Origin of the sequence: Mycobacterium numidiamassiliense (assembly GCF_900157365.1) — a bacterium.
GTDB classification, from domain to species: Bacteria; Actinomycetota; Actinomycetes; order Mycobacteriales; family Mycobacteriaceae; genus Mycobacterium; species Mycobacterium numidiamassiliense.
Genome location: NZ_FUEZ01000004.1, coordinates 1,261,288 through 1,280,818, shown reverse-complemented (window position 1 = coordinate 1,280,818; position 19,531 = coordinate 1,261,288). Strand labels below are relative to the sequence as shown.

The window sequence follows — 19,531 nt, the reverse complement described above, 5'->3', positions numbered from 1 at the left end:
GTGCTCGCAGGAACATGGGGTCGCGTGGGTTTCCGACCAGATCAAGCTGGCCGAACTGTCCGAGCACACCGTGGTAGCAGTTCGTAGTCCTGTTGCCATACAACGCTATCGGCTGAGCACGGCGATAATAGCGGCGCTCGGCAGCAGGCTGAAACACATACATCCACACCGCGAAACCGCTCGCACGTAACGAGGCTTTGGCACTGCGTCGTCAGTTTTGAACGAGCCAGGCTCCGACAGTCAGGAGGTGGGGCGCCTCCGACGGACCGCGAGACCGGCGCAGAGACACGCACTGATCGCCGCGCGGGACACCTCGCGTGGCGCTCTAATCGGCGGACGGTCCTACGAGTGGGCGACAGTCTCGCGAATGCGCTTCTTGTCGATCTTCCCGCTGGGCAGGGTGGGCAGGTTGTCGACGATGGCCAGGCGGCGCGGCACTTTGTACCGGGCGAGCGTGTCGCGCAGGAACTCCTGGACGCGATCCAGGGTCAGTTGTGCGCCGGGGCGCAGCACGACGACCGCGGTGACGGCTTCACCCCACCGGGGATCCGGCGTTCCGACCACCGCGCAGTCCACGACCTCGTGGAGGCCGCGCAGCGCGTGCTCGACCTCTGGGGAGTACACGTTTTCCCCGCCGCTGATGATGACGTCCTTCTTCCGGTCGACCAGATACAGCAGCCCATGCTCGTCGATGCGCCCGACGTCGCCGGTGTGACACCAGCCGTCGTCCAACGTGGCCAACGTGGCGGGCTGATCGTTCCAGTAGCCGCGGAACAGTGAGTCCGACTGGACGAGGATCTCGCCCGGCTGCCCGGTGGGGACGTCGAGTCCGTCGTCGTCGACGATGCGTATCGACACACCGGGAAAGGGGAATCCGACCGATCCCAGCCGGTGTGTCGCCTTGGGGGTGTCGAGCGAATGCAGTTCCCGTGGCAGTCCGGACACGATGGCCTCGGTTTGCCCGTAGAGGTTGAGGAACCCGGCGTTGGGCATGGTCGCCAGCGCTTGACGCAGGGTGGGCGGCGAGATCGGCGCGGCGGAATAGACGACGGTGTGCACAGCGTCGAGGGCCTCGCGGGCGCCGGGTTCGTCCAGCAGCGCCTGGAGCATCACCGGTGCCAGATGCAGCAGGGTGACGCGTTCGTTCGTGACCAACCGGAGGGCTTCTGCGGTGTCGAAGTGTCGTTGCAGGACCGCGGTGCCGCCGCGGGCGTGCAGGGCGCTGATGATGGCCAAGGCGCCGAAGTGGAACATCGGCATGTTGATCAGTCCGCGGTCGTCGGAGCCGGTGCGCATCTCGACGTTGGCCGCGAAGGCGATCCGCCGCAGTTCGCGATGTCCGAGCATGCAGCACTTCGAGGGACCCGTGGTGCCGCTGGTGAACAACAGGCAGCCGATGTCGTCGGGTCGGGCGGCAAACGGCAGCTCATCGTCAACGCCCCGGGCGATGAAGGCATCGAATCGCAGCATTCCCGGCGGAGGGGAAATGCCGAGGCAGACCAACTGCCGGACCCCGCTCAGCTGGGGCGCGAGCTCGCTGACGGTGGAGGCGAATTCGTCGTCGCAGAACACGATGGACGGCGTGACCCTGCGCAGGGCGTCGAGGACTTCGAGCGGGGAGAGCCGAAAGTTGATCGTTGCCATCATGATTCCGCTGAGCTGGGTGGCCGCGAACAACTGGCCGTATTCGATGCTGTTTCGGCCGAGCACGGCGATGCGGTCTTGGCGGCGCAGTCCGCTCTGGGCCATCGCCGACGCCAGCTTCACGCCGCGGTCGCGCAACTGGAGATGGCTGATGAACCGGGATCCGAGGCGGTAGGCGGCGACGTCGGGGAAGCGTTCGGCGTTGTCGATGACGATGTCGCCCATGGTCATTCCCTGTCTTCGTGTTCCAGCGACGCGGCGGCGACGCACGGTCCGTGTTCGAGTGCGGTCACGGTTCGGTGAGTGTGGTGCGCAGGTGTACCGTGCGCCGACCGATACCCGTCGCGGCGGGGTGGTCGTGCCAATGGGCGGGGCCGCCGGGGCGGTGTCGATCCGGTGTGCACGCGGCGTCTTCTCGTCACGTTGCGTTGTTTGAGTTGCGGGTGAGGGCTCGGTGAGGACGGCCATGATCATGGAGGCGACGGTCGTGACCATGTCGTCGTCCTCCACCGGCAGGCCTTCCGGTCGCACGAAGTACCACGCGCGGTCCAGCAGGGCCAACACCGCCAGCCCCAGCGTTTCCGTTGACGGAGTCGGCGCAGATTGGCGCGTCTGCAACGCGAGCCCCAGCGGGGCGGCCACGTGCATCTCCATCCGACGCGCGCCCTCCCGGAATGCATCGCTGCTGGAGGACCAACTGCTCGACGACAGGACGAACGCACCGTGAACGTCCATGTAGGCGAAGTAGGCGCCCACCCATGACTTCACCTCGTCCAGCGTCGGATGAGCGCCGAGCGTCTCCCATCCCCTGACCACGCTCTGGGCGTCGTGGTAGGCGTCCTGACCCAGTGCGGCGAACACCTCGGCCTTGTCCTTGAAATAGGTGTAGAAGCCGGCGCGGGAAATCCCGCACTTATCGGTGATGTCGTTGATGCGGGTACCGGCGTAGCCGCGACTCAGGAACAGGCTTCGGGCCGCCTCCAGGATCGCGTGCCGAGTCTGCAGCGCGCGAGGACTCAATGAGGTGTCGTTGTGCTGTAGGTCCACAGTCCCGTCGCGGTTTCGTGAGGCCGTCGTATCGTCGCATGATGGTACTCCACGACGGCCGCTGACCCGATCAGGCCGATCCCCAAGGTCGCCCCCTTGGCGCAATATCGGTGCAGTTCAAGCGGTGTTTATCGAACTTGGCGTTTCTGTCAAAAGTACTTGGCGTTCGTGTCAAATGCCGCTAGGGTCGTGCTCGACGGACTGCGCTCGGGTGCCACCGGCGCCGTGTCACCGGCCACCTCGGGCACGACGCTGCAGACGCCCCGTGCCCCTCGACACCAGGAGACCATCATGGCGGACCACGCCGCCGACACGAGCCGCGCTGACGCGGTGGCGACTCTGCTGCGTCACTTCTCGGCAGGTGACTTTGACGCCGCGATGACGCTGTTGTCCGAGGAGATCGAGGTGCGGTTGCCGTTCCAGGATGAACGCACCGGCTTCTGGTCCCACGTCGGCGGCAAGCGCGGTGTTCGGCAACTCTTCGCGGGGGTGGCCAAGCTGTTCAATCCGCACCCGCTGCACCTCGACGAGGTGTTTTCCGCCACGGACGGCAGGACTGTCGTGGCCCGGTATCACGGTGATTTCGTGGCCCGCGACACCGGAAAGCCCTATCAGAACACCTACATCGCGGTGTTCGAGTTCGACGGCGGCCTGATCAGGTCGTGGACGGAATTTCACAACCCGATGGTGCTGGCCGAGGCGTTACGCCCCTAGGTCGGCGCTCACACTGCGCGCGCCTCGCGAGGCAGTCCGAGGATGCGCTCGGCGATGATGTTGCGTTGAATCTCCGACGTGCCCGCGTAGATGGTGCCGGCCATCGCGTTGCACAGATGCACCGACAACCACGAGCTGGAATCGTTCGGCGCGCCGGCGTCGTCGGCGCGGAACCAGCGCATGGGCATGTCACCATCCCACGCCAGGGCGTCCCTGCCGAGGATGTCGATGGCCAACCGGGTCGTGCTCTGGTGATACTCGCTCCAGTAAAGCTTGGCGACGGACGCCTCGGGCCCCAGCGACCCGTCGCGCATGTAGGCCGCCAGGATCTTGTCGCCCAGCGCTTTCATCACCGCGACGCCGAGATAGGCGCGTCCGAGCCGCTCACGGGTAACCGATTGCCGGTCAGCGCCACGTTCCTTCGCCAGGGCGAAGACGCGCTCGAGTTCATGGGCGAACAGGATCGGGTTGACCGCCGCTTCCTCGCCGCGTTCGTGGCTCAGCAGCGAATTGGCCACCGCCCAGCCGTTGTTGACCTCCCCGACGACTAGGTCGGCCTCGGTGCGGGCGTCGCTGAGAAACACTTCGCAGAAGTCTTTGGTGTCGTTGAGCATCGTGATCGGCCGGACCTCGACACCGGGCTGGTCCATCGGCATCAGCAGCATGCTGATGCCCTTGGACTTCGGCGCGTCCGCGTCGGTGCGGGCCAGCAGGAACATCCAGTTGGCGTTCGTCGCGTTCGAGGTCCAGATCTTCTGGCCATCGATGCGCCACTGGTCGCCCTCGCGTCGGGCACGGGTCCGCAGACCGGCCAGGTCTGAGCCGGCCTCGGGCTCGGAGTAGCCCTGACACCAGATGTCCTCGCCGCTGATGATGCGGGGCAGGAACCGCAGCTTCTGCTCGTGGGTTCCCCAGGCCGCCAACGTGTTCCCGAGCAGCTTCATCGACAGCGTGTCACCCGGGCTGCCGACCGGCACCCTGGCGCGGGAGAACTCTTCGACCACCACCAGGTGGTCCAGTTTGGACAGACCCCGCCCGCCGTAGGCCACCGGCCACGTCACGCCGAGCATTCCGGCTTGGGCGCACAGGCGGCGCCACCGGTCGACGAACTCACGGCGCTGCGGCCCGGGCAGTGCGCCGGCGCCGGCCCAGTCGGCGGGAAGGTTGGCTTGAAGAAACGCCCTGACATCGTCACGGAACCCGGGTGTCTCGGTGGGTCCTGTCGCGGTCACCGGTACACACCCGGGCGGTTGCCGATAATCATATAGACAATACTAATGTATTGGATAGCGGACTAATATGATGCTTTGACTGTGAGGAGGGCCGATGCCCTTGCTGACCGACGACGACCGGATGGAGTTCCGGGTCTGGGTCCGCGACGGCCTGCAGCAGCACGCGCCGTTGGCGCTGACCCGGGAACTGGCCGAATCGGGTCGCCGCGACGACCCGAACCTCTGCGGGCGCCTCGCGGAGTTGGGGATGTTCGGACTGGCGACGCCCGAGGAGTACGGCGGCGGTGACGTCGGCGCGGCAGGGTTGGCCATTTTCCTGATGGAGACCGGCCGGTGTCTGCTGCCCGCCCCGTATCTGTCGACCGCCGTGCTGGCGCCGATGGCGATTCGCTGGGCCGGCGCCGAGGAACACTTCGCCGATCTGCTCAAGGGCATCGTTCAGGGGCAGGCGCGGGTGGCGCTGGCGCTGAGCCCGTTGGACGGCGCCGCGCCCCGCGCCACACGCGACGGACACACCTGGCGGCTGACCGGAGCAGAACCGGCCGTGTTGGAAGCCGATGTGGCGGATTGGCTGATCGTGGCCGCCGAAACGGATACTGGGCCTGGGGTGTTCGTGGTCGACCGGCACGACGCCGGGGTGCGCATCGAGACGCTTCGCTCGATCGATGTGACCCGGCCGGTGGCCGCCGTCACCTTCGGAGCGGCACCGGCGGTTGCGCTGGGTGATCTCGACGGCGCCGCGGCGTTGCGAGCCCGGCTGCAGGACCTCATCCGCTTGGCGATAGCCGCCGATGCGGTCGGGGGGGCTCAACGGCTGCTGGACATGTCGGTCGAGTACGCCAAGACGCGGGTTCAGTTCGGCCGGCCGATCGGCTCCTTTCAGGCGATCAAGCACCGCTGCGCCGATCTGTTCGTGGCGGTGCAGGCCGCCACCGCCGCGGTGGAGGCCGCGTTCGACCACCTCGATCAGCCACAGCAGGCGATCCCGGTGTCGGCGGCCGTCGCCGCGGTCTGCGCGCACGAGGCAAACTGGCAGGCGGTCCGGACCGCGATGCAAATCCATGGTGGGCTCGCCTTGACGTGGGAGCACGAGGTGCAGCTCTATTTGAAACGCGCGACCGCCTCGCAACATCTGTTGGGCAATCCCGACCGGGAGCTGGTCCGGCTCACCAATCTGGTCCTCGCCGAGGGCTACGACGTGGTGCAAGAGATCATCGGATGAGCCCACGCCCGACGACCGTCAACCTCGACGTGTGCGCCGGCGGGTCAGCCGAGCATCTCCACCACCGTTTTGGCCAACGGGCGGGCGGTGTAGTGGTGCTCGATCTCGTCGAGGTGCTTGTTCCACAGTTCGATCGCGGCGTCGGTGTCGTGGCGTTTGATCAGCGTCACGAAGTAGGCGTGCGTGCGATGCACTTCGCCGTATTCGACGCCCAGCTCACCGGGCGCCAGCGCCTCGACGTACCGGTTCCGTGCCGGCAGCAAGAGGTAGTAGAGGACTTCGACGGTGGTGCGGACCGTCTCGTTGCCGGCGAGTTCGGCGACCAGCAGGTGAAAGTCGATGTCGTGGCGGGCGTACTCGGCCGGGTTCGCGATGTGCGGTGTCGCCTCGGCGATCGCCTGGCTGAGCCGGGATACGTTCTGGCGGCGTTTGTCTCGCGCGACCGCCTCGCCCAAGGGCCGTTCCAGCGCGCTACGAGCACGGTAGACATCGGCCATCGTGGTGCCGCGATATTGAAGCAGATATCCCAGATGCCGCGCTGCCATGACGCCGTCGGGGGGTTTGACGCGCGCGCCACCCAAGGCGCCGCGCCGCACGACGATCAACGCCTCGGACTCCAGGATGCGGAACGCTTCGCGCAGAGTGGGGCGGCTGACGTCGAACTGCTCCATCAACACGGCTTCGGCCGGCAGCAGCGCGTCGGCGGGAAGTTCACCGGTGATGATCTGTCCGCGCAGACTGGCGGCGACCAACTCGGCGGCCTTGGGAACCCGGACGGCGCCAAAGGACGCTGCCGTCATCGCTTCACCCTCCCGTGCCGTGCCCTAGGTGTCGACATTGCGGCACTGGCGAGCGGTACCGCTGATCGTGTAGAACATCTTAATCCTCCAACTCATTTATGGGATGGCAGCGCCCGATGCACGTTCCCACCGCCACGCCCCAGGCACCATGCGTCCAATGACTTCACCGGCGCCGCGACCTCGGTACCACACACCAATTCAACGAAGGATGGATCGTGCGAAAGATAGAAGGCCCAGACGAATTGCGCTCACTGGTCGGCCAGGAGATCGGTGTCAGCGGCTGGAAGGCAGTTGATCAGGACCGCATCAACCTGTTCGCCGACGCCACCGACGACCATCAGTGGATCCACGTCGACCCCAAAAAGGCCGCCGAGGGGCCCTTCGGGACGCCGATCGCCCATGGATACCTCACCTTGGCGCTGCTTCCTCCGCTGATGAACGACGTCTTCGAAGTGGCCAACAAGCGCATGGGGGTCAACTACGGTCTCAACAAGGTGCGCTTCCCCGCTCCCCTGCCGGTCGATTCCCGGGTGCGTGTTCGGCTCGGTGTCGCCGCCGTGGACGACGTGCCGGACGGCGTCCAGGTGGTGTGGCTGGCCACGGTGGAGCGCGAGGGCGGCGACAAACCGGTCTGCGTCGCCGAATCCATCACCCGCCTCTACTTCTGACTTGGCAGCGACATTCGCGAACGGGAAGGGATTGTGCTGAACAACAGTGCTGGTGACCGCTCAGCGCCGCGGCCGAGGGTGCGGCAGTGACGTGTCCGCGGACGCATTGATGTGCGCCGGGCACAATTCCGAGGCCGCCGACAGCGCGGAAGAGCTTGCAGCCGTGCTACATCGCCGGGTCCGTGCCTACGGGTCAGCGCCCGTCATCGAGTTCGGCGGCAAGTGGTTGCGCGGCGACGATCTCACCGGCTACGTCGACGGCGTCGACTCGCTCATCGGCGCGGCCGGCGTCAGCGAGCGCGACGAAATCGGACTGGTGGTACGGAATCGACCGCAACACGCCGCCGCCATCGTCGGCCTGTTGGCGCGGCGGCGATCGTTTTCCCAGATCTACGCGTTCCAGTCCCCGGCCGCCATCGCGGCGGACATCGAGGCGCTGCGGCCCGGGGTCGTCATCGCCGACCGCGACGACTGGACGGCGCCGGTGATCGCGGCCGCGGCGCGGGTCGGTTCGATCGGCATCACCCTCCAATCGGCAGCCCCACACGTGGCGCTACTGCCCGAACTGTCCACCCGTGGCGAGGGCCGATACGCCCAAGTGCCCGATCAGCCGGCGATCGGCGTCCTGACCAGCGGCACCACCGGCCCCCCGAAGCGCATCAACCTACCCACCCCGGTGTTGCAGCGCGCGGTGCTCAGCGCAATGACGCTGTCGCCTGGAAATGCCGACGCTGCACCGGAACTCGTGTTCTGGCCGTTCGCCGGGATCGGCGGGATCGCACAGCTCGTCGGCGCCATACACAGCGGCAAGCGGCTCGTCCTGCTGGAGAAGTTTCAGGTCGATGACTGGGTCAGCGCGATCAAGCGGTACCAGATGCCCCACGTCGGTGTGCAGCCCGCCGTGGTGCGGATGGTGGTCGAGGCGAAAGTGCCACGCGGCGACCTGGCGTCGTTGAAGTTTCTGTTCGGTGGGTCTGGCCCGTTGGAGCCGAAGACCCGCCAGTCGTTCGAGAACACGTACGGCGTTCCGGTCCTGTGGGCCTACGGGGCCACCGAATTCGCAGGCACCGTGGTGGCGTGGACACCGGCGCTGTACGAAGAATTCGGCCACACGAAACCGTCGGCATCGGGCCGGCCCACCGCCGGCACCGAGGTTCGCGTCGTCGATGTGTCCACCGGCGCGCAGCTGCCCGACGGCCAGCAGGGCCTCCTCGAGGCCAGAGTTACGTTGGTCAGCCCGGACTGGATCCGGACCACCGACCTCGCCTCCATCGACGCCGACGGCTTTGTCACGGTGCACGGCCGCGCCGACGGCGCGATCAACCGCGGTGGTTTCAAGGTTCTGCCCGAGACCGTCGTCAACGCACTCTTGTGCCACCCCGCCGTGCGAGACGCGGCCGTCGTCGCGGTGCCCGATCCGCGTCTGGGCGAGATTCCCTTTGCCGCCGCCGAACTCCACGCCGCCGCTGCGGCCCCCGGCGTCGAGGAGCTGAAAACCCATCTGCGGCAACGGCTTCCCGCACACCACATCCCGGTGGACATCCGGATCGTCGAGCGGCTGCCACGCACCCCGTCGCTGAAGGTGAGCCTGCGCGACGTCAAAGCCATGTACCGCCCCGACTCCGGCACCCCGTCGCAGTCAGCGTCACACGCACCTACAGGAGGAAACACATGACCAGTACCGCACGACTGGCCGGTCGCGTCGCCGTCGTGACCGGCGCCGGCCAGGGACTCGGCCGGGCGATCGCCATCCGCTACGCCACCGAAGGCGCACGAGTCGCCGTCGTCGACATCAACGCCGACACCGCGCAGGCCGTGGCCGAGGAGATCACCGCCGCAGGCGGCACGGCGGCTGCGATCACGTGTGACGTGTCCCAGCGCGCGGCGGTCAACGACGCGGCAGCACGAGCCGCCGCCGACCTGGGCCCCATCAACGTGCTGGTGAGCAACGCGGGCCTGACCCGCCCGGCGATGCTGTGGAAGATGACCGACGAGCAATGGTCAACAGTCCTCGACATCCACCTCAACGGAGCCTTCTACTGGCTACAGGCAGTGGTGCCGGGAATGCAAGAAGCCAAGAAGGGCTCCATCATCTTCACAACCTCCTCAGCCGGGCTCAACGGCACCATCGGACAAATCAACTACTCGTCGGCCAAGGCGGCGCTGCTGGGCATGACGCGGTCGGCCGCCCGCGAACTCGCCAGCTACAACATCGTCGTCAACGCCGTCGCCCCCGCCGCCGCCACCCCGATGACCGAAGGGCTGCGCAACAACGACAAGCTCAATGACAACTACCTGCAACGCATTCCGTTGAAGCGGTGGGCCGAACCCGAGGAGATCGCCGGAACCTACGTCTTCCTAGCCTCCGACGACGCCACCTACATGACCGGACAGGTCCTGGCGATCGACGGCGGACTGGTGATGGTCCGGTGATAACCCGATGAGACTCGAAGCCACCGAACTCAGCACCGACGAACAACGGTTACGCGACGACGTCCGAGCCTTCCTGGCCGACCGGCTCCCGCCGGGCAACTATGACGTCGGCCTAGGTTTCGCCGCCCCCAGCGATCCCGCCTTCTCCCGCGACCTGGGTGCGCGGGGCTGGCTCGGCATGGCCCTGCCGAAGGAGTACGGCGGCGGCGGACGCACCGCCGTGGAACGGCTCATCGTCGTCGAGGAACTACTGGCAGTCGGAGCGCCGGTGGGATGGCACTGGGTCGCCGACCGCCAATCCGGTCCCAATATCGCCGCGAACGGCACCGACGAGCAAAAACAGTACTTCCTGCCCCGCATCGCCAGCGGCCAGTTGTCCTTCGCGATCGGCATGAGCGAACCCGACGCCGGCTCGGACCTGGCCGCCGTGCGAACCCGAGCGATCAAGGTCGACGGCGGGTGGCTGCTCAACGGAACCAAGATCTGGACCTCCGGTGCCGCCGAGGCGACCCACCTGTTGGGACTGTTCCGCACCTCGCAGGACCGCTACCGCGGATTGACCCAGTTCATCGTGGACCGCGACGCCGACGGGCTGACGCCGTCGAAGATCACCTTCATCGACGGCACCCGCCATTTCTGCGAAGTCGCGTTTGACGACGTCTTCGTCCCGGAATCCAGGCGCCTGGGCGAGGTGGGTGCCGGCTGGGGGCAAAACACCGCCGAACTCGTCCTCGAGCGCGGCGGGGTCGACCGCTGGATGTCGGTGATGCCGGTCCTGGACCACTGGGCCGGCACACTGCACGGCGCCGCACCCGGTTGGGCGCGGACCGAACTCGGATCCGTCGCAGCGCGTTGCTGGGCGTTCCACGGCCTGTCCCTGTCGATCGCGCGGGCGGTCGACCGTGGCGAATCGCCAACGGTCGAGGCGGCGCTGGCCAAGGAAATGGCCACCCGATTCGAACAGGAGTGCATCGAGATCGTGCTCAGACATTTCGGCCGGACACCCGAACTGACCTCACCGGACCCGTATGAATCCCTGCTCGCCAGGGCAGTGCTGACCGGCCCGTCGTTCACCATCCGCGGCGGCACCACCGAGATCATGCGCAACATCATCTCCAAGGCGCTGATCACTTCATGACCGCACCCCAAGCTGACCCCGAGCTCGTCGGGCTGGTCAGGGACTACTTCTCCCAGACCTTCACCGCCGACGTCATCGGCGCGGTGGAACGCGACGGCATGACCACCCCCTTATGGCTGTCGGCAGCCGAACTCGGTTTACCGCTCGTCGGGATCTCCGCGGGGCTTGGCGGGTCGGGCGGTTCGTTGTCGGATCTGCTCGCGGTCGTGAAAGGCGCGGGCCGCTACGCGGTGCCCCTGCCGCTGGCCGAGACCAGCCTGGCCGCCTGGCTGCTGGCCCGCGCCGGAGCGAAGATACCGGCCACCCCGATGACCGTGGTACCTGACTCCAGCGCCTTGTCCCTCGACGGTGACCGATTGACGGGCACCGCTACACACGTGCCCTGGGTGCGGGGCGCCAGCCACGTGGTGGCGGTCCTACCCGCCGGGGTGGTGGTGGCCGACGTCGACCACCTGCAAGTGACCGCGGGGTCGGACCTCGCGGGGATGCCCCGAGACGCCATCACGGCGAACGGAAGTGATGTGGACGTCTACCCCGCCGATGTCGGTGCCGATGACGTGCTGCTGCGCGGCGCGCTGCTGCGGTCCGCACAGATAGCCGGCGCCATCACCGGAGCGTTCGAACTGACCACGACCTACGTCGGGCAGCGTGAGCAGTTCGGCCGCCCGATCGGCAAGTTTCAGTCCGTGCAGGCCCATATCGTCGAACTCGCGCAGGCGTCAGCCTTGACCGCGCTTTCGGTCGACCGCGCGGGTGCCGCCGCACTGCACGGCGCGGCCTCCTTCGAGATCGTCGTCACCAAATCGGTGGCCAACCGCAACGCCGGGCTGGCGGCACGGGCCGCGCACCAGGCCCACGGCGCCATCGGCATGACGCAGGAATACGCCCTGCAACTGCTGACCCGACGCCTGCACACCTGGCGCGGCGACTTCGGTGACGAGGCATCCATGAACGTGCGCCTCGGCACGGCAATGGCCCTCGTCGGCGGCATCAACGCGGCCGTCACGGCCGTCGGCTCAACGATCGGAGTATGAAGTGGCACAGAACATCTCGGTGAGCACCGCCGACCACGTCAGCATCATCGAAATCACCCGCCCCCCGGCGAACTACTTCGACCGCCAGCTCATCGGCGAGATCGTGGATGCCGCCGCCGACGTGCACGCCCACGGGACGCGCGCCATCGTGCTGTGTTCGCAAGGCAAGCACTTCTGCGCCGGCGCCAACTTCGCTCAGGGCGAGATGGACGAGGACCGGGCGCGGTCCTCGGAACTGCTGTACCGCGAGGCGGTTCGGCTGTTCGACGTAGCGGTGCCGATCATCGCCGCGGTCCAGGGGTCCGCCGTCGGGGGCGGTCTTGGTTTGGCGTGCGCGGCCGACTTCCGGGTTGCCGCGCCGTCGAGCCGATTCCACGCCAACTTCTCGATGCTGGGGTTCCATCACGGCTTCGGGCTGAGCGTGACCCTGCCCGGCATCGTCGGACAGCAAAAAGCCACGGACCTGCTCTACACCAGCCGGCGCATCGACGGTCAACGGGCCTTCGACATCGGGCTGGTCGATCGGCTCGTACCGGACGGGGACGTCCGGGACGAGGCGCTGCGCTGGGCGGTCGAGATCGCTGCGGCCGCACCGCTAGCGGTGCAATCGATCCGGCAGACCCTACGTGCACCCCTGGTAAGCCAGGTCCGGGCGGTGCTGGACCGTGAGCTGGCCGAACAACGGACGCTGTGGGCCACCGAGGACAGCAAGATCGGGATCGCCGCCAACCTGGCCCGCGAGAAGGCGGTGTTCACCGGGCAATAGCGCCGGCGCCGGACCGCAATCTGTAAAGGGTTCTGCTGCTTTCACCTTTCAAGGTCGGCCTCAGAATAGATCCAGAGTTCCTAAGTCGTCCATTGCTGTACTAATACGCCGGATAAACTCGAGGGTAACATCTGCCGGTTGCATATCTGGCATACCTGCTGTCGGTCGATACGTTATGGTCCACCAGGTCAATGATGACAGGAGCTGCTTCCGGTAATGCTTCCACGCATCATCGAAATTTACTCCACCAACTCCCTCCGCAGATAATTCTTCAACGTAATAGCGCACAAGGTCTTCCTCCCACGCCCTGCGATTTTCAACCGTCAGCGCTGTCGATAAGGTGTAAGCAAGATCACGCCCCCAATGGCCGACACCGCAGCATTGCCAGTCGGCCAAACCCATTCGATCACCTGGCATTACATACCAGTTTTTGAGGTGCACATCATTATGCGTAAAGGTTTTGGGTAGACTCTTATTTTCTGCTATTGACTCGAGAGTGGCTGGCCATATTTCTTCGAATCTTCCATACAGAGAAGGCGGGATCACTTCCTGTGCATCTAGAAAACCCTGGTTGGAGCCTTCTCTCAAACCAAAATCGAGTGTCGTTTGGAAAAAGTCAAACCAGGTAGGCAACGCGGAGAGTTCCTTATGGGCTTCATTTCCCTCATGAAAACGTGCGTGCATTTTTGCCAGCAAGAGAATCTGGCTCTCGGCACGCGCTCTGCTGATATGGGTCTCATGAGTGCAGAACGATTCAACCTCGTCACTGATGTCGCCAAGAATAAGAATCGAATTGAACGTCTCCGTGTCGAGGTTGCCGTAGTAGCAGTTCGGTGCCTCAATATCGAGCTGCGGACGTAATCTATCGTAAAAATAGATTTCTGAAGAACCGGATCCCGTGTGACCAAACCCGAGTCGGATGGCCAGGTCGTGCGAGGCCTTACAAAAAAGGCGGTTAGGCAGACCCGCACTATTGCCTGCTCGATTGTACTCGACACCAATTTTCCTGCGATTTGAAGTCCCATTATCCACGTCGCCAAGCGTGAGCGAAACCACCTTCGCTCCCGGTGCATCATGACAAAGGACTTCCGTCAGCCACTCTGGCGTAATCACCTCATATGAGGAGGGAATATCGGAGGCTTCCACCGGGATGATTGGCCGCTCTTGCTCTTTGCGATAAGCTGCTGCCACCTTTGCGCCCATATTTGGCATTATGTGCACCTCTCAATATTTGGCCGCTTATCTGTTACGACAAGACGTCGCCCCGGGCGTTAGCGGCCCGCGGTTCAGATGCCAAAGGCATGGAGAACTCGCTCGTGGTAGACCGCGGGGCCGCCGAAGCACAGCTGGGATGATTTGGCCCGCCGAAAGTACAAGTGCGCGGGGTGTTCCCAGGTGAATCCGATACCGCCGTGCACCTGAATGTTCTCCGAGGCCACGAACATCAGTGCCTCCGAGCACACCGAATGCGCGACCGCGGCAGCAATTCCCAACGGCGGTGCGTCCGGAGCACCATCGGCGGCGTCGGCCGCCTCGAGTGCGGCAGCGTCGGCCAGTGAGACCCTCACCAGCATCTCGGCGCACTTGTGTTTGACGGCCTGAAAGCTGCCGATCGGGCGGCCAAACTGCGTACGTTCCCGCGCATAGTCGGTGGCTGCCTCCAGGCAGGCGCGGGCGGCGCCGCACTGCTCGGCGGCCAAGGCGGTCATCGCCCGATCGAGCACGCGTTCGACCACCGTCCCGGCGGCTCCGGGTTCGCCCACCAGTACCGCCGGGGTGTGGTCGAACGCGAGCGTCGCCTGGTGGCGTGTCATGTCCAGCGTGGTCATTGGCGCTCTGGTCAAACCTGCCGCCTCGGCGCCGACGGCGAACAGGCTCGGCCCGGCCTCGGTGGCGGCCACCACCAGGATCACATCGGCGGTCGCACCGTCTACGACGAAATCCTTGCGGCCGCTGAGCGTCCACTGGTTCTCGGCGAGGACGGCCCGGGTGTCGAGCGCGTCGGTCCGCCAGAGCCCATCGCTTTCGGCCACCGCGACGGTCGCGGTGATCTCCCCCGCGGCGATCCGCGTCAGGTACGTCGCGCACACGCTGGCGTCCCCGGCGGCGAGCAACGCCGAACTCGCCAGCACCACCGTCGAGAAGAACGGGGATGGTAGAAGAGCCCGCCCCATTTCCTCCAACACCACCCGCAGCTCGCGGAAACCGTACCCGTCGCCGCCATACTCGACCGGCAGGGCCATCGACTGCACGCCGAGCTGGCTGGTCAGCAGCGACCACACCAGTGGATCCCAGCCACGAGCGGACTCCATTGCGGACCGCAACTGTTGCTCGGTGGACTTGGCGGCCAGGAAATCGCGGATGCTGCAGCGCAACTCGGCGAGGTCGTCCTGGCTGATGGTGTCGGTCATCGAGGATTGTCCTTGCCTGGCGCCGGTTCCTTGGGCAGGCCCAGCACCCTCTCGCCGAGGATGTTCTTCATGATTTCCTCAGTGCCACCAAGGATCCGCAGTGCCGGCACCGACAACAGCAGCTCCGACCACGCGTAGGTGCCCCACTCGCCGGTGTCCGCGCTCAGTTTCGGTCCGAGCACCTCAGCGGCGAAATGCGCTGCCCGCGTGAGATTCTGAGCGAACATCAGCTTGGAGACCGAACCCTCGGGGCCGGGATCCTGGCCGGACTGAAGCCGCCGCAACGCCTGGTGGTTGAGATACTGGCTCGCGGTCAGATCGGCGAGCAGCTTGGCGAGTTCGCGTCGCAGCGCGCCGTCGTCGAGACGGCCGTTGACTTCCATCAATTTGGTCAGAAAGGGCTGCGAGAGGGCGCGGATCACCGAGTCGGAGCCCTCACCACCCACGGTGGCGCGTTCGTTCATCAGTGTGGTCAGCGCGACGCGCCACCCGCCGTGCACCGTGCCGAGGCGGTGATCGTCGGGGACCCGCACATCGGTGAGGAATACCTCGTTGAAGTCTGCGCCGCCGGTCATCTGCCGAAGGGGCCGTACCTCGACGCCGGGTGCGGACATGTCCACCAGAAACGCGGTGATCCCTTTGTGTTTCGGGGCATCATTATCGGTGCGGCACAGCGCCATCCCGATCTGCGCGTGCTGGGCGATCGATGTCCAGACCTTCTGCCCGTTGAGGACCCAGTCGTTACCGTCGGCGATCGCTTTGGTCTGGACGCTGGCCAGATCCGATCCTGCGGCGGGTTCGCTGAACAGTTGACACGCGATGACATCGCCGGAATACATGGCCGGCAGGTAGCGGGCCTTGATGTGGTCGCGGGCGTGCGCGAGGATCGTCGGCCCGATCATGCCCAGACCGATGACCGCGAGCACACCGGTGTCGGGGACGTCGTACTGGGCTTCGATGCTGTCGTAGACCAGGTCATGGACCGCGGTCAACCCGCAGCCGCCGTACTCTCGGGGACCGGTGATCCAGCCGAATCCGGCGTCATAACGTCGACGCTGCCACGCGCGGGCCGCCGCCACGTTGGCGCGGTCGATCTCCGGCGGATCGCTGCTGAAATACGCGATCCGATCAGGTCCGGAACCCCATTCAGCGGTCGCGGCCTCAGCCGGGCGGCGTGCGGCCGTGGTCTGCAGGAACCGTCGCGCCGCGTCGGCGAACGATTCCAGGTCTGCGGGCGCTGCGGCGCTCGGCGACGTCGCCTCAGTCGCTTTTCCGGTCGTTGGTGCGCTCAAAACAACTCGAACGCCGAATCGGTTTCCTCGCCGTCGAGCACCGCACTACCGATCACCTCGGTCAGCGCCTGGTGTCCCCCGAACAGCGTGTCCAGCGCCGCGGCCCGCTCCACGTATCGGTGGAGGTCACTTTCCCCGGTCAGGCCGATCGCACCGAACACTTGAACAGCGTGGCGCATCAGGACAGCCTGGGCGTGGCCGGCGCGCATCTTGGCGATGATTGCCGCCCACGGGTCGCCGTCGCTGCCCGCCACCGCGTAGGCGTTATCCAGCACCGACCGGGCACCGGCCATGGCGACGTAGGCTTCGGCCAGCCGGTGGCGAACCGCTTGAAACGAGCCGATCGACCTGCCGAACTGGACCCTTGCCGTCGCATGCGCGAGCACCAATTCCAGCGCGGCCTCACACACTCCGAGGATCTCGGCCGCAAGCGCACGCCGTCCGGCCGCCATTGCACGATCCCACGTCGTGCCCGCCGGGACCGCGTCGACACCTGCCGGGAATGACCCGGTCACGGTCCGCCAGTCCAAGTCGTGGTCAAATCCCCGGATCGGATCCTGCGATACCGTCAACTCGTTAGTCCTCACCAGCAGAAACGCGACCGCTCCCCCGTCGACTGTCGCCGGGATCACCACGTCCTCAACATCGCCGAGCGGCCCCAGCACCAGCCCGCGCAGCAGCTGGTCGCGGCGCAGACTGAGCGGCCCGTCCACCGGATGCGGGTAGATGACGGCCCGCTGCCGGCCACCGGACACCGCGGCGGGCAACTCGGCCAGCACCACGTCGTCGAGCGCCCGCGAGTTGGCCAGTGCCCGACCATGTTCGGTGAACAGCGCCATGACTGCGGCGCCAGCGTCCTCGGCGAGCACCTCGGCCCACCCCAGATCAGCCAGCAGCGGCGCCAGATCCTGTCCGGCGCTGCGCTTGCCGAACATCTCCCGCAGCGATCCGGCGATCTCGGCGCGCGTCGCCGCGTCGAGACCCGTTCCCGCTTGGGCGTTCACGCGCTGGTCTCCTTCGGAAGACAGAGCACCCGGTCGGCGATGATGCCGCGCTGCACCTCAGCGGAGCCACCCATGATTGTCGAGGCCCTGCTGTACCACCAGTCGTCACGCCAATGCGCGGCCACAGGTCCGTCGCCGAACAGGAACTCGGTCGGCAACAAATCGCGCGCCAAGTCGTGCAGCCCTATCTCCGCCGTCGCCAACAGGATCTTGTCCACGCTGGCCTCCGGACCCACTGCCTCACCGGCGGCGAGCCGGCGCACCGTCTGCGCGCTGCGCGCCTTGAGGGTGACGATATCGGTGTAACACTCCCCGAGCCGGCGCACACCGCCGTCGGGCAGTTCGGCCAGCAGCTCCCGCAGCTCCCGCAGCTTGCGCGAGGCCACCGTCGCGCTCAACCAGGCGTACATCGCCCGCTCGAACTGCAACAAGAACATCGCGACCTGCCAGCCCTGCCCCTCGGCGCCGACCAGCCGGGACGCCGGCACCACGACATCGTCGAAGAACACTTCCGACAACTCGTTCTGGCCGCTGGCCAACGCGATCGGACCGATCTGAACTCCGGGGGTATCGGTGTCGATCATGATCATCGTCAGGCCGCGGTGGCGACTCTCCAGCGTGCCGGTCCGCAGCAGGCAGATCAGGCGACGGGCCGTGGCGCCGTGGCTGGTCCAGATCTTCTGGCCGGACACGACGTAGGTGTCGCGGTCGCGGCGCGCCCGGCAGCGCAGACCGGCGAGGTCACTGCCGGCGTCGGGCTCGGAGAACGACTGCGACCACCACTCCTCGCCGGCCAGGTAGGCGGGCAGGAACTCGGCCGCCAGGGCGGGGGCGTAATGCAGCACTGCCGGTCCCAGCGTCTCCAGCAGCATCTGTTGCTCGGGCACGTCGACCCCGGCGGCGCTCAGTTCGTCGTAGAGCACGGCGCGGTGACGCTCATCGCCTCCGAAACCGCCGGCCGCCTGCGGCCACCCGTACCTGCTCCAGCCGCTGGCGAAGAGCTGGGCCATCAGCGCCGCGTGCTCGGCCATGTGTGCTTCGGTCGAGGGATAGTGAGTGCCGCACCAGCGCTGCAATGCTGGCTCGCTGGAGATGTAGCTGCGCACCGCCTGCCGGTAGGCCCACAGGTCGTCCGTGAAGATCTGCTGCTCGGTGACGACTGGCGTACCGGTCATCATGACGGCGACTTTGCTTGCGCTGACCTGGCTTTCGCGCGCTCCAGGAAACTGGTGACCAATGCCTGATGTTCCACGGTTTCGAACGAATCGAACTCCTCGGACAGCGCGTACTCCAGCACACCCGCCACCGCGCGTTTGATATGCATGTTCAATGCCCGCTTGGTGCTCTGCACCGCTTGGGGCGGCAACCCGGCGATCCGCTGCGCCACCGCCAGCGCCTGCTCCAGAAGCTCCGCATCGGGCACCACCCGGTTGGCCAGGCCGAGCGCCACAGCCTGCTCGGCGGGTATCCGCTCGCTGGTCAACAGATACTCCTTGGCGCGCAGCATACTCATCAGCAACGGCCACGTCGGTGCACCGCCATCGGCGGCGGTCAGACCGACACTGACGTGCGGGTCGGAAATGTAGGCGCTCTCGGCGATGAGCACGATGTCGCTGAGCACCGCCAGATTGCAGCCCAAGCCGACTGCGGGACCATTGACTGCGGCCACCACCGGCAGCGGAAAATCGACCATCTCGGTCAGCAGACGCCGGGCGCCATCGATCTCACGACGACGCCGCGGCCGGTCGTTCCACAACTCCACGAAATGCTCGAAATCACCGCCGGCACTGAATGCGCGACCCGCCCCGGTCAGCACGACCGCGCGGGCATCGGCGTCCTGGGCAAGATGGGCCCACACCGACTGCAAGGCGCCGTGTAGCGCCTCATTGGTGGCGTTCAGCGCCTCCGGCCGGTTCAGGGTGACGACACGCACCGCACCGCGCGCCTCGATCAGCAACTCGGGCTGGAAAGGATTCTGCATTGACTCCCCATAACTCGCACTTCGCGCAACCCGGCAAAGCACCTGGCGGCACCTCTCTCCGCATGGTAGTCGATCAGTTGACGATTTTGTCAAGGGACGGTGAGACCTCGGATAACATACCGCATATGGCCTGAATACTGCCAGC

The 19,531-nt window shown here is 66.2% G+C and carries 17 protein-coding genes and 1 pseudogene; 8 read left to right on the top strand and 10 right to left on the bottom strand.

The window, feature by feature from the left end; genetic code table 11:
* Positions 1–342 precede the first annotated feature (342 nt).
* The gene (locus tag MNAB215_RS14765; protein ID WP_077082020.1) at positions 343–1,875 is read right to left on the bottom strand and encodes a class I adenylate-forming enzyme family protein; all 1,533 of its coding nucleotides are present in this window, start codon (positions 1,873–1,875) and stop codon (positions 343–345) included.
* 627 nt (positions 1,876–2,502) lie between these two features.
* Positions 2,503–2,691: pseudogene (locus MNAB215_RS30795) on the bottom strand (TetR/AcrR family transcriptional regulator); the annotation flags it as partial.
* Positions 2,692–2,859: 168 nt separating this feature from the next.
* On the opposite strand from MNAB215_RS30795, the gene MNAB215_RS14760 reads away from it, so the two are divergent.
* Positions 2,860–3,405 carry a nuclear transport factor 2 family protein gene (locus MNAB215_RS14760; RefSeq protein ID WP_131829130.1) on the top strand — a complete coding sequence of 182 codons (546 nt, stop codon included), beginning with the start codon at positions 2,860–2,862 and terminating at the stop codon, positions 3,403–3,405.
* Positions 3,406–3,413: 8 nt separating this feature from the next.
* On the opposite strand, the gene MNAB215_RS14755 is transcribed toward MNAB215_RS14760, so the two are convergent.
* Positions 3,414–4,637, bottom strand: coding sequence for an acyl-CoA dehydrogenase family protein (locus MNAB215_RS14755; RefSeq protein WP_077079509.1), 1,224 nt, complete (start codon positions 4,635–4,637; stop codon positions 3,414–3,416).
* 94 nt (positions 4,638–4,731) lie between these two features.
* Between MNAB215_RS14755 and MNAB215_RS14750 the strand changes: the two genes are divergently transcribed.
* Entirely contained in the window at positions 4,732–5,859 is a 1,128-nt protein-coding gene (locus tag MNAB215_RS14750) for an acyl-CoA dehydrogenase family protein (RefSeq protein WP_077079508.1), read from the top strand.
* Between the two features lie 44 nt (positions 5,860–5,903).
* On the opposite strand, the gene MNAB215_RS14745 is transcribed toward MNAB215_RS14750, so the two are convergent.
* On the bottom strand, positions 5,904–6,659 hold the full coding sequence (locus MNAB215_RS14745; RefSeq protein WP_077079507.1) for a FadR/GntR family transcriptional regulator: 756 nt from the start codon (positions 6,657–6,659) through the stop codon (positions 5,904–5,906).
* A gap of 215 nt (positions 6,660–6,874) precedes the next feature.
* On the opposite strand from MNAB215_RS14745, the gene MNAB215_RS14740 reads away from it, so the two are divergent.
* The 6 genes from MNAB215_RS14740 to MNAB215_RS14715 all read left to right on the top strand — a co-directional run bounded on the left by MNAB215_RS14740 (position 6,875) and on the right by MNAB215_RS14715 (position 12,698).
* On the top strand, positions 6,875–7,327 hold the full coding sequence (locus tag MNAB215_RS14740) for a MaoC family dehydratase (protein ID WP_077079506.1): 453 nt from the start codon (positions 6,875–6,877) through the stop codon (positions 7,325–7,327).
* Between the two features lie 91 nt (positions 7,328–7,418).
* Positions 7,419–9,002 (top strand): class I adenylate-forming enzyme family protein, encoded by a 1,584-nt coding sequence (locus MNAB215_RS14735; protein WP_245830320.1) that lies wholly within the window; start codon positions 7,419–7,421, stop codon positions 9,000–9,002.
* Positions 8,999–9,760: an SDR family NAD(P)-dependent oxidoreductase gene (locus MNAB215_RS14730; protein ID WP_077079505.1), complete on the top strand. Its 762-nt coding sequence runs from the start codon at positions 8,999–9,001 to the stop codon at positions 9,758–9,760. Before MNAB215_RS14735 ends, MNAB215_RS14730 begins: the two co-directional genes overlap by 4 nt.
* 7 nt (positions 9,761–9,767) lie before the next feature.
* Positions 9,768–10,898: an acyl-CoA dehydrogenase family protein gene (locus MNAB215_RS14725; RefSeq protein ID WP_077079504.1), complete on the top strand. Its 1,131-nt coding sequence runs from the start codon at positions 9,768–9,770 to the stop codon at positions 10,896–10,898.
* The gene (locus MNAB215_RS14720; protein WP_077079503.1) at positions 10,895–11,932 is read left to right on the top strand and encodes an acyl-CoA dehydrogenase family protein; all 1,038 of its coding nucleotides are present in this window, start codon (positions 10,895–10,897) and stop codon (positions 11,930–11,932) included. The genes MNAB215_RS14725 and MNAB215_RS14720 overlap by 4 nt, the downstream gene beginning before the upstream one ends.
* A gap of 1 nt (position 11,933) precedes the next feature.
* The gene (locus MNAB215_RS14715; protein ID WP_077079502.1) at positions 11,934–12,698 is read left to right on the top strand and encodes an enoyl-CoA hydratase/isomerase family protein; all 765 of its coding nucleotides are present in this window, start codon (positions 11,934–11,936) and stop codon (positions 12,696–12,698) included.
* 60 nt (positions 12,699–12,758) lie between these two features.
* Here MNAB215_RS14715 and MNAB215_RS14710 read toward each other — a convergent pair whose 3' ends face one another.
* The 6 genes from MNAB215_RS14710 to MNAB215_RS14685 form a co-directional block, all read right to left on the bottom strand.
* Positions 12,759–13,901 carry an aminoglycoside phosphotransferase family protein gene (locus MNAB215_RS14710; RefSeq protein WP_157900606.1) on the bottom strand — a complete coding sequence of 381 codons (1,143 nt, stop codon included), beginning with the start codon at positions 13,899–13,901 and terminating at the stop codon, positions 12,759–12,761.
* A gap of 83 nt (positions 13,902–13,984) precedes the next feature.
* Positions 13,985–15,109, bottom strand: a complete 1,125-nt coding sequence (locus tag MNAB215_RS14705) for an acyl-CoA dehydrogenase family protein (protein ID WP_077079500.1) — start codon at positions 15,107–15,109, stop codon at positions 13,985–13,987.
* The gene (locus MNAB215_RS14700; protein ID WP_245830319.1) at positions 15,106–16,401 is read right to left on the bottom strand and encodes an acyl-CoA dehydrogenase family protein; all 1,296 of its coding nucleotides are present in this window, start codon (positions 16,399–16,401) and stop codon (positions 15,106–15,108) included. The genes MNAB215_RS14705 and MNAB215_RS14700 overlap by 4 nt, the downstream gene beginning before the upstream one ends.
* Positions 16,398–17,405, bottom strand: coding sequence for an acyl-CoA dehydrogenase family protein (locus MNAB215_RS14695; protein WP_216823740.1), 1,008 nt, complete (start codon positions 17,403–17,405; stop codon positions 16,398–16,400). The genes MNAB215_RS14700 and MNAB215_RS14695 overlap by 4 nt, the downstream gene beginning before the upstream one ends.
* Positions 17,402–18,580, bottom strand: coding sequence for an acyl-CoA dehydrogenase family protein (locus tag MNAB215_RS14690; protein WP_245830318.1), 1,179 nt, complete (start codon positions 18,578–18,580; stop codon positions 17,402–17,404). Before MNAB215_RS14690 ends, MNAB215_RS14695 begins: the two co-directional genes overlap by 4 nt.
* On the bottom strand, positions 18,580–19,386 hold the full coding sequence (locus MNAB215_RS14685) for an enoyl-CoA hydratase/isomerase family protein (RefSeq protein ID WP_077079498.1): 807 nt from the start codon (positions 19,384–19,386) through the stop codon (positions 18,580–18,582). Before MNAB215_RS14685 ends, MNAB215_RS14690 begins: the two co-directional genes overlap by 1 nt.
* Between the last annotated feature and the right edge of the window lie 145 nt (positions 19,387–19,531).

Bases quoted from the DNA above. Each gene is read 5' to 3' on its own strand.
- MNAB215_RS14765 (WP_077082020.1), bottom strand. From the start codon at position 1,875: ATGACCATGGGCGACATCGTCATCGACAACGCCGAACGCTTCCCCGAC.
- MNAB215_RS14750 (WP_077079508.1), top strand. From the start codon at position 4,732: ATGCCCTTGCTGACCGACGACGACCGGATGGAGTTCCGGGTCTGGGTC.
- MNAB215_RS14745 (WP_077079507.1), bottom strand. From the start codon at position 6,659: ATGACGGCAGCGTCCTTTGGCGCCGTCCGGGTTCCCAAGGCCGCCGAG.
- MNAB215_RS14730 (WP_077079505.1), top strand. From the start codon at position 8,999: ATGACCAGTACCGCACGACTGGCCGGTCGCGTCGCCGTCGTGACCGGC.
- MNAB215_RS14725 (WP_077079504.1), top strand. From the start codon at position 9,768: ATGAGACTCGAAGCCACCGAACTCAGCACCGACGAACAACGGTTACGC.
- MNAB215_RS14720 (WP_077079503.1), top strand. From the start codon at position 10,895: ATGACCGCACCCCAAGCTGACCCCGAGCTCGTCGGGCTGGTCAGGGAC.
- MNAB215_RS14710 (WP_157900606.1), bottom strand. From the start codon at position 13,901: ATGGGCGCAAAGGTGGCAGCAGCTTATCGCAAAGAGCAAGAGCGGCCA.
- MNAB215_RS14705 (WP_077079500.1), bottom strand. From the start codon at position 15,109: ATGACCGACACCATCAGCCAGGACGACCTCGCCGAGTTGCGCTGCAGC.
- MNAB215_RS14690 (WP_245830318.1), bottom strand. From the start codon at position 18,580: ATGACCGGTACGCCAGTCGTCACCGAGCAGCAGATCTTCACGGACGAC.
- MNAB215_RS14685 (WP_077079498.1), bottom strand. From the start codon at position 19,386: ATGCAGAATCCTTTCCAGCCCGAGTTGCTGATCGAGGCGCGCGGTGCG.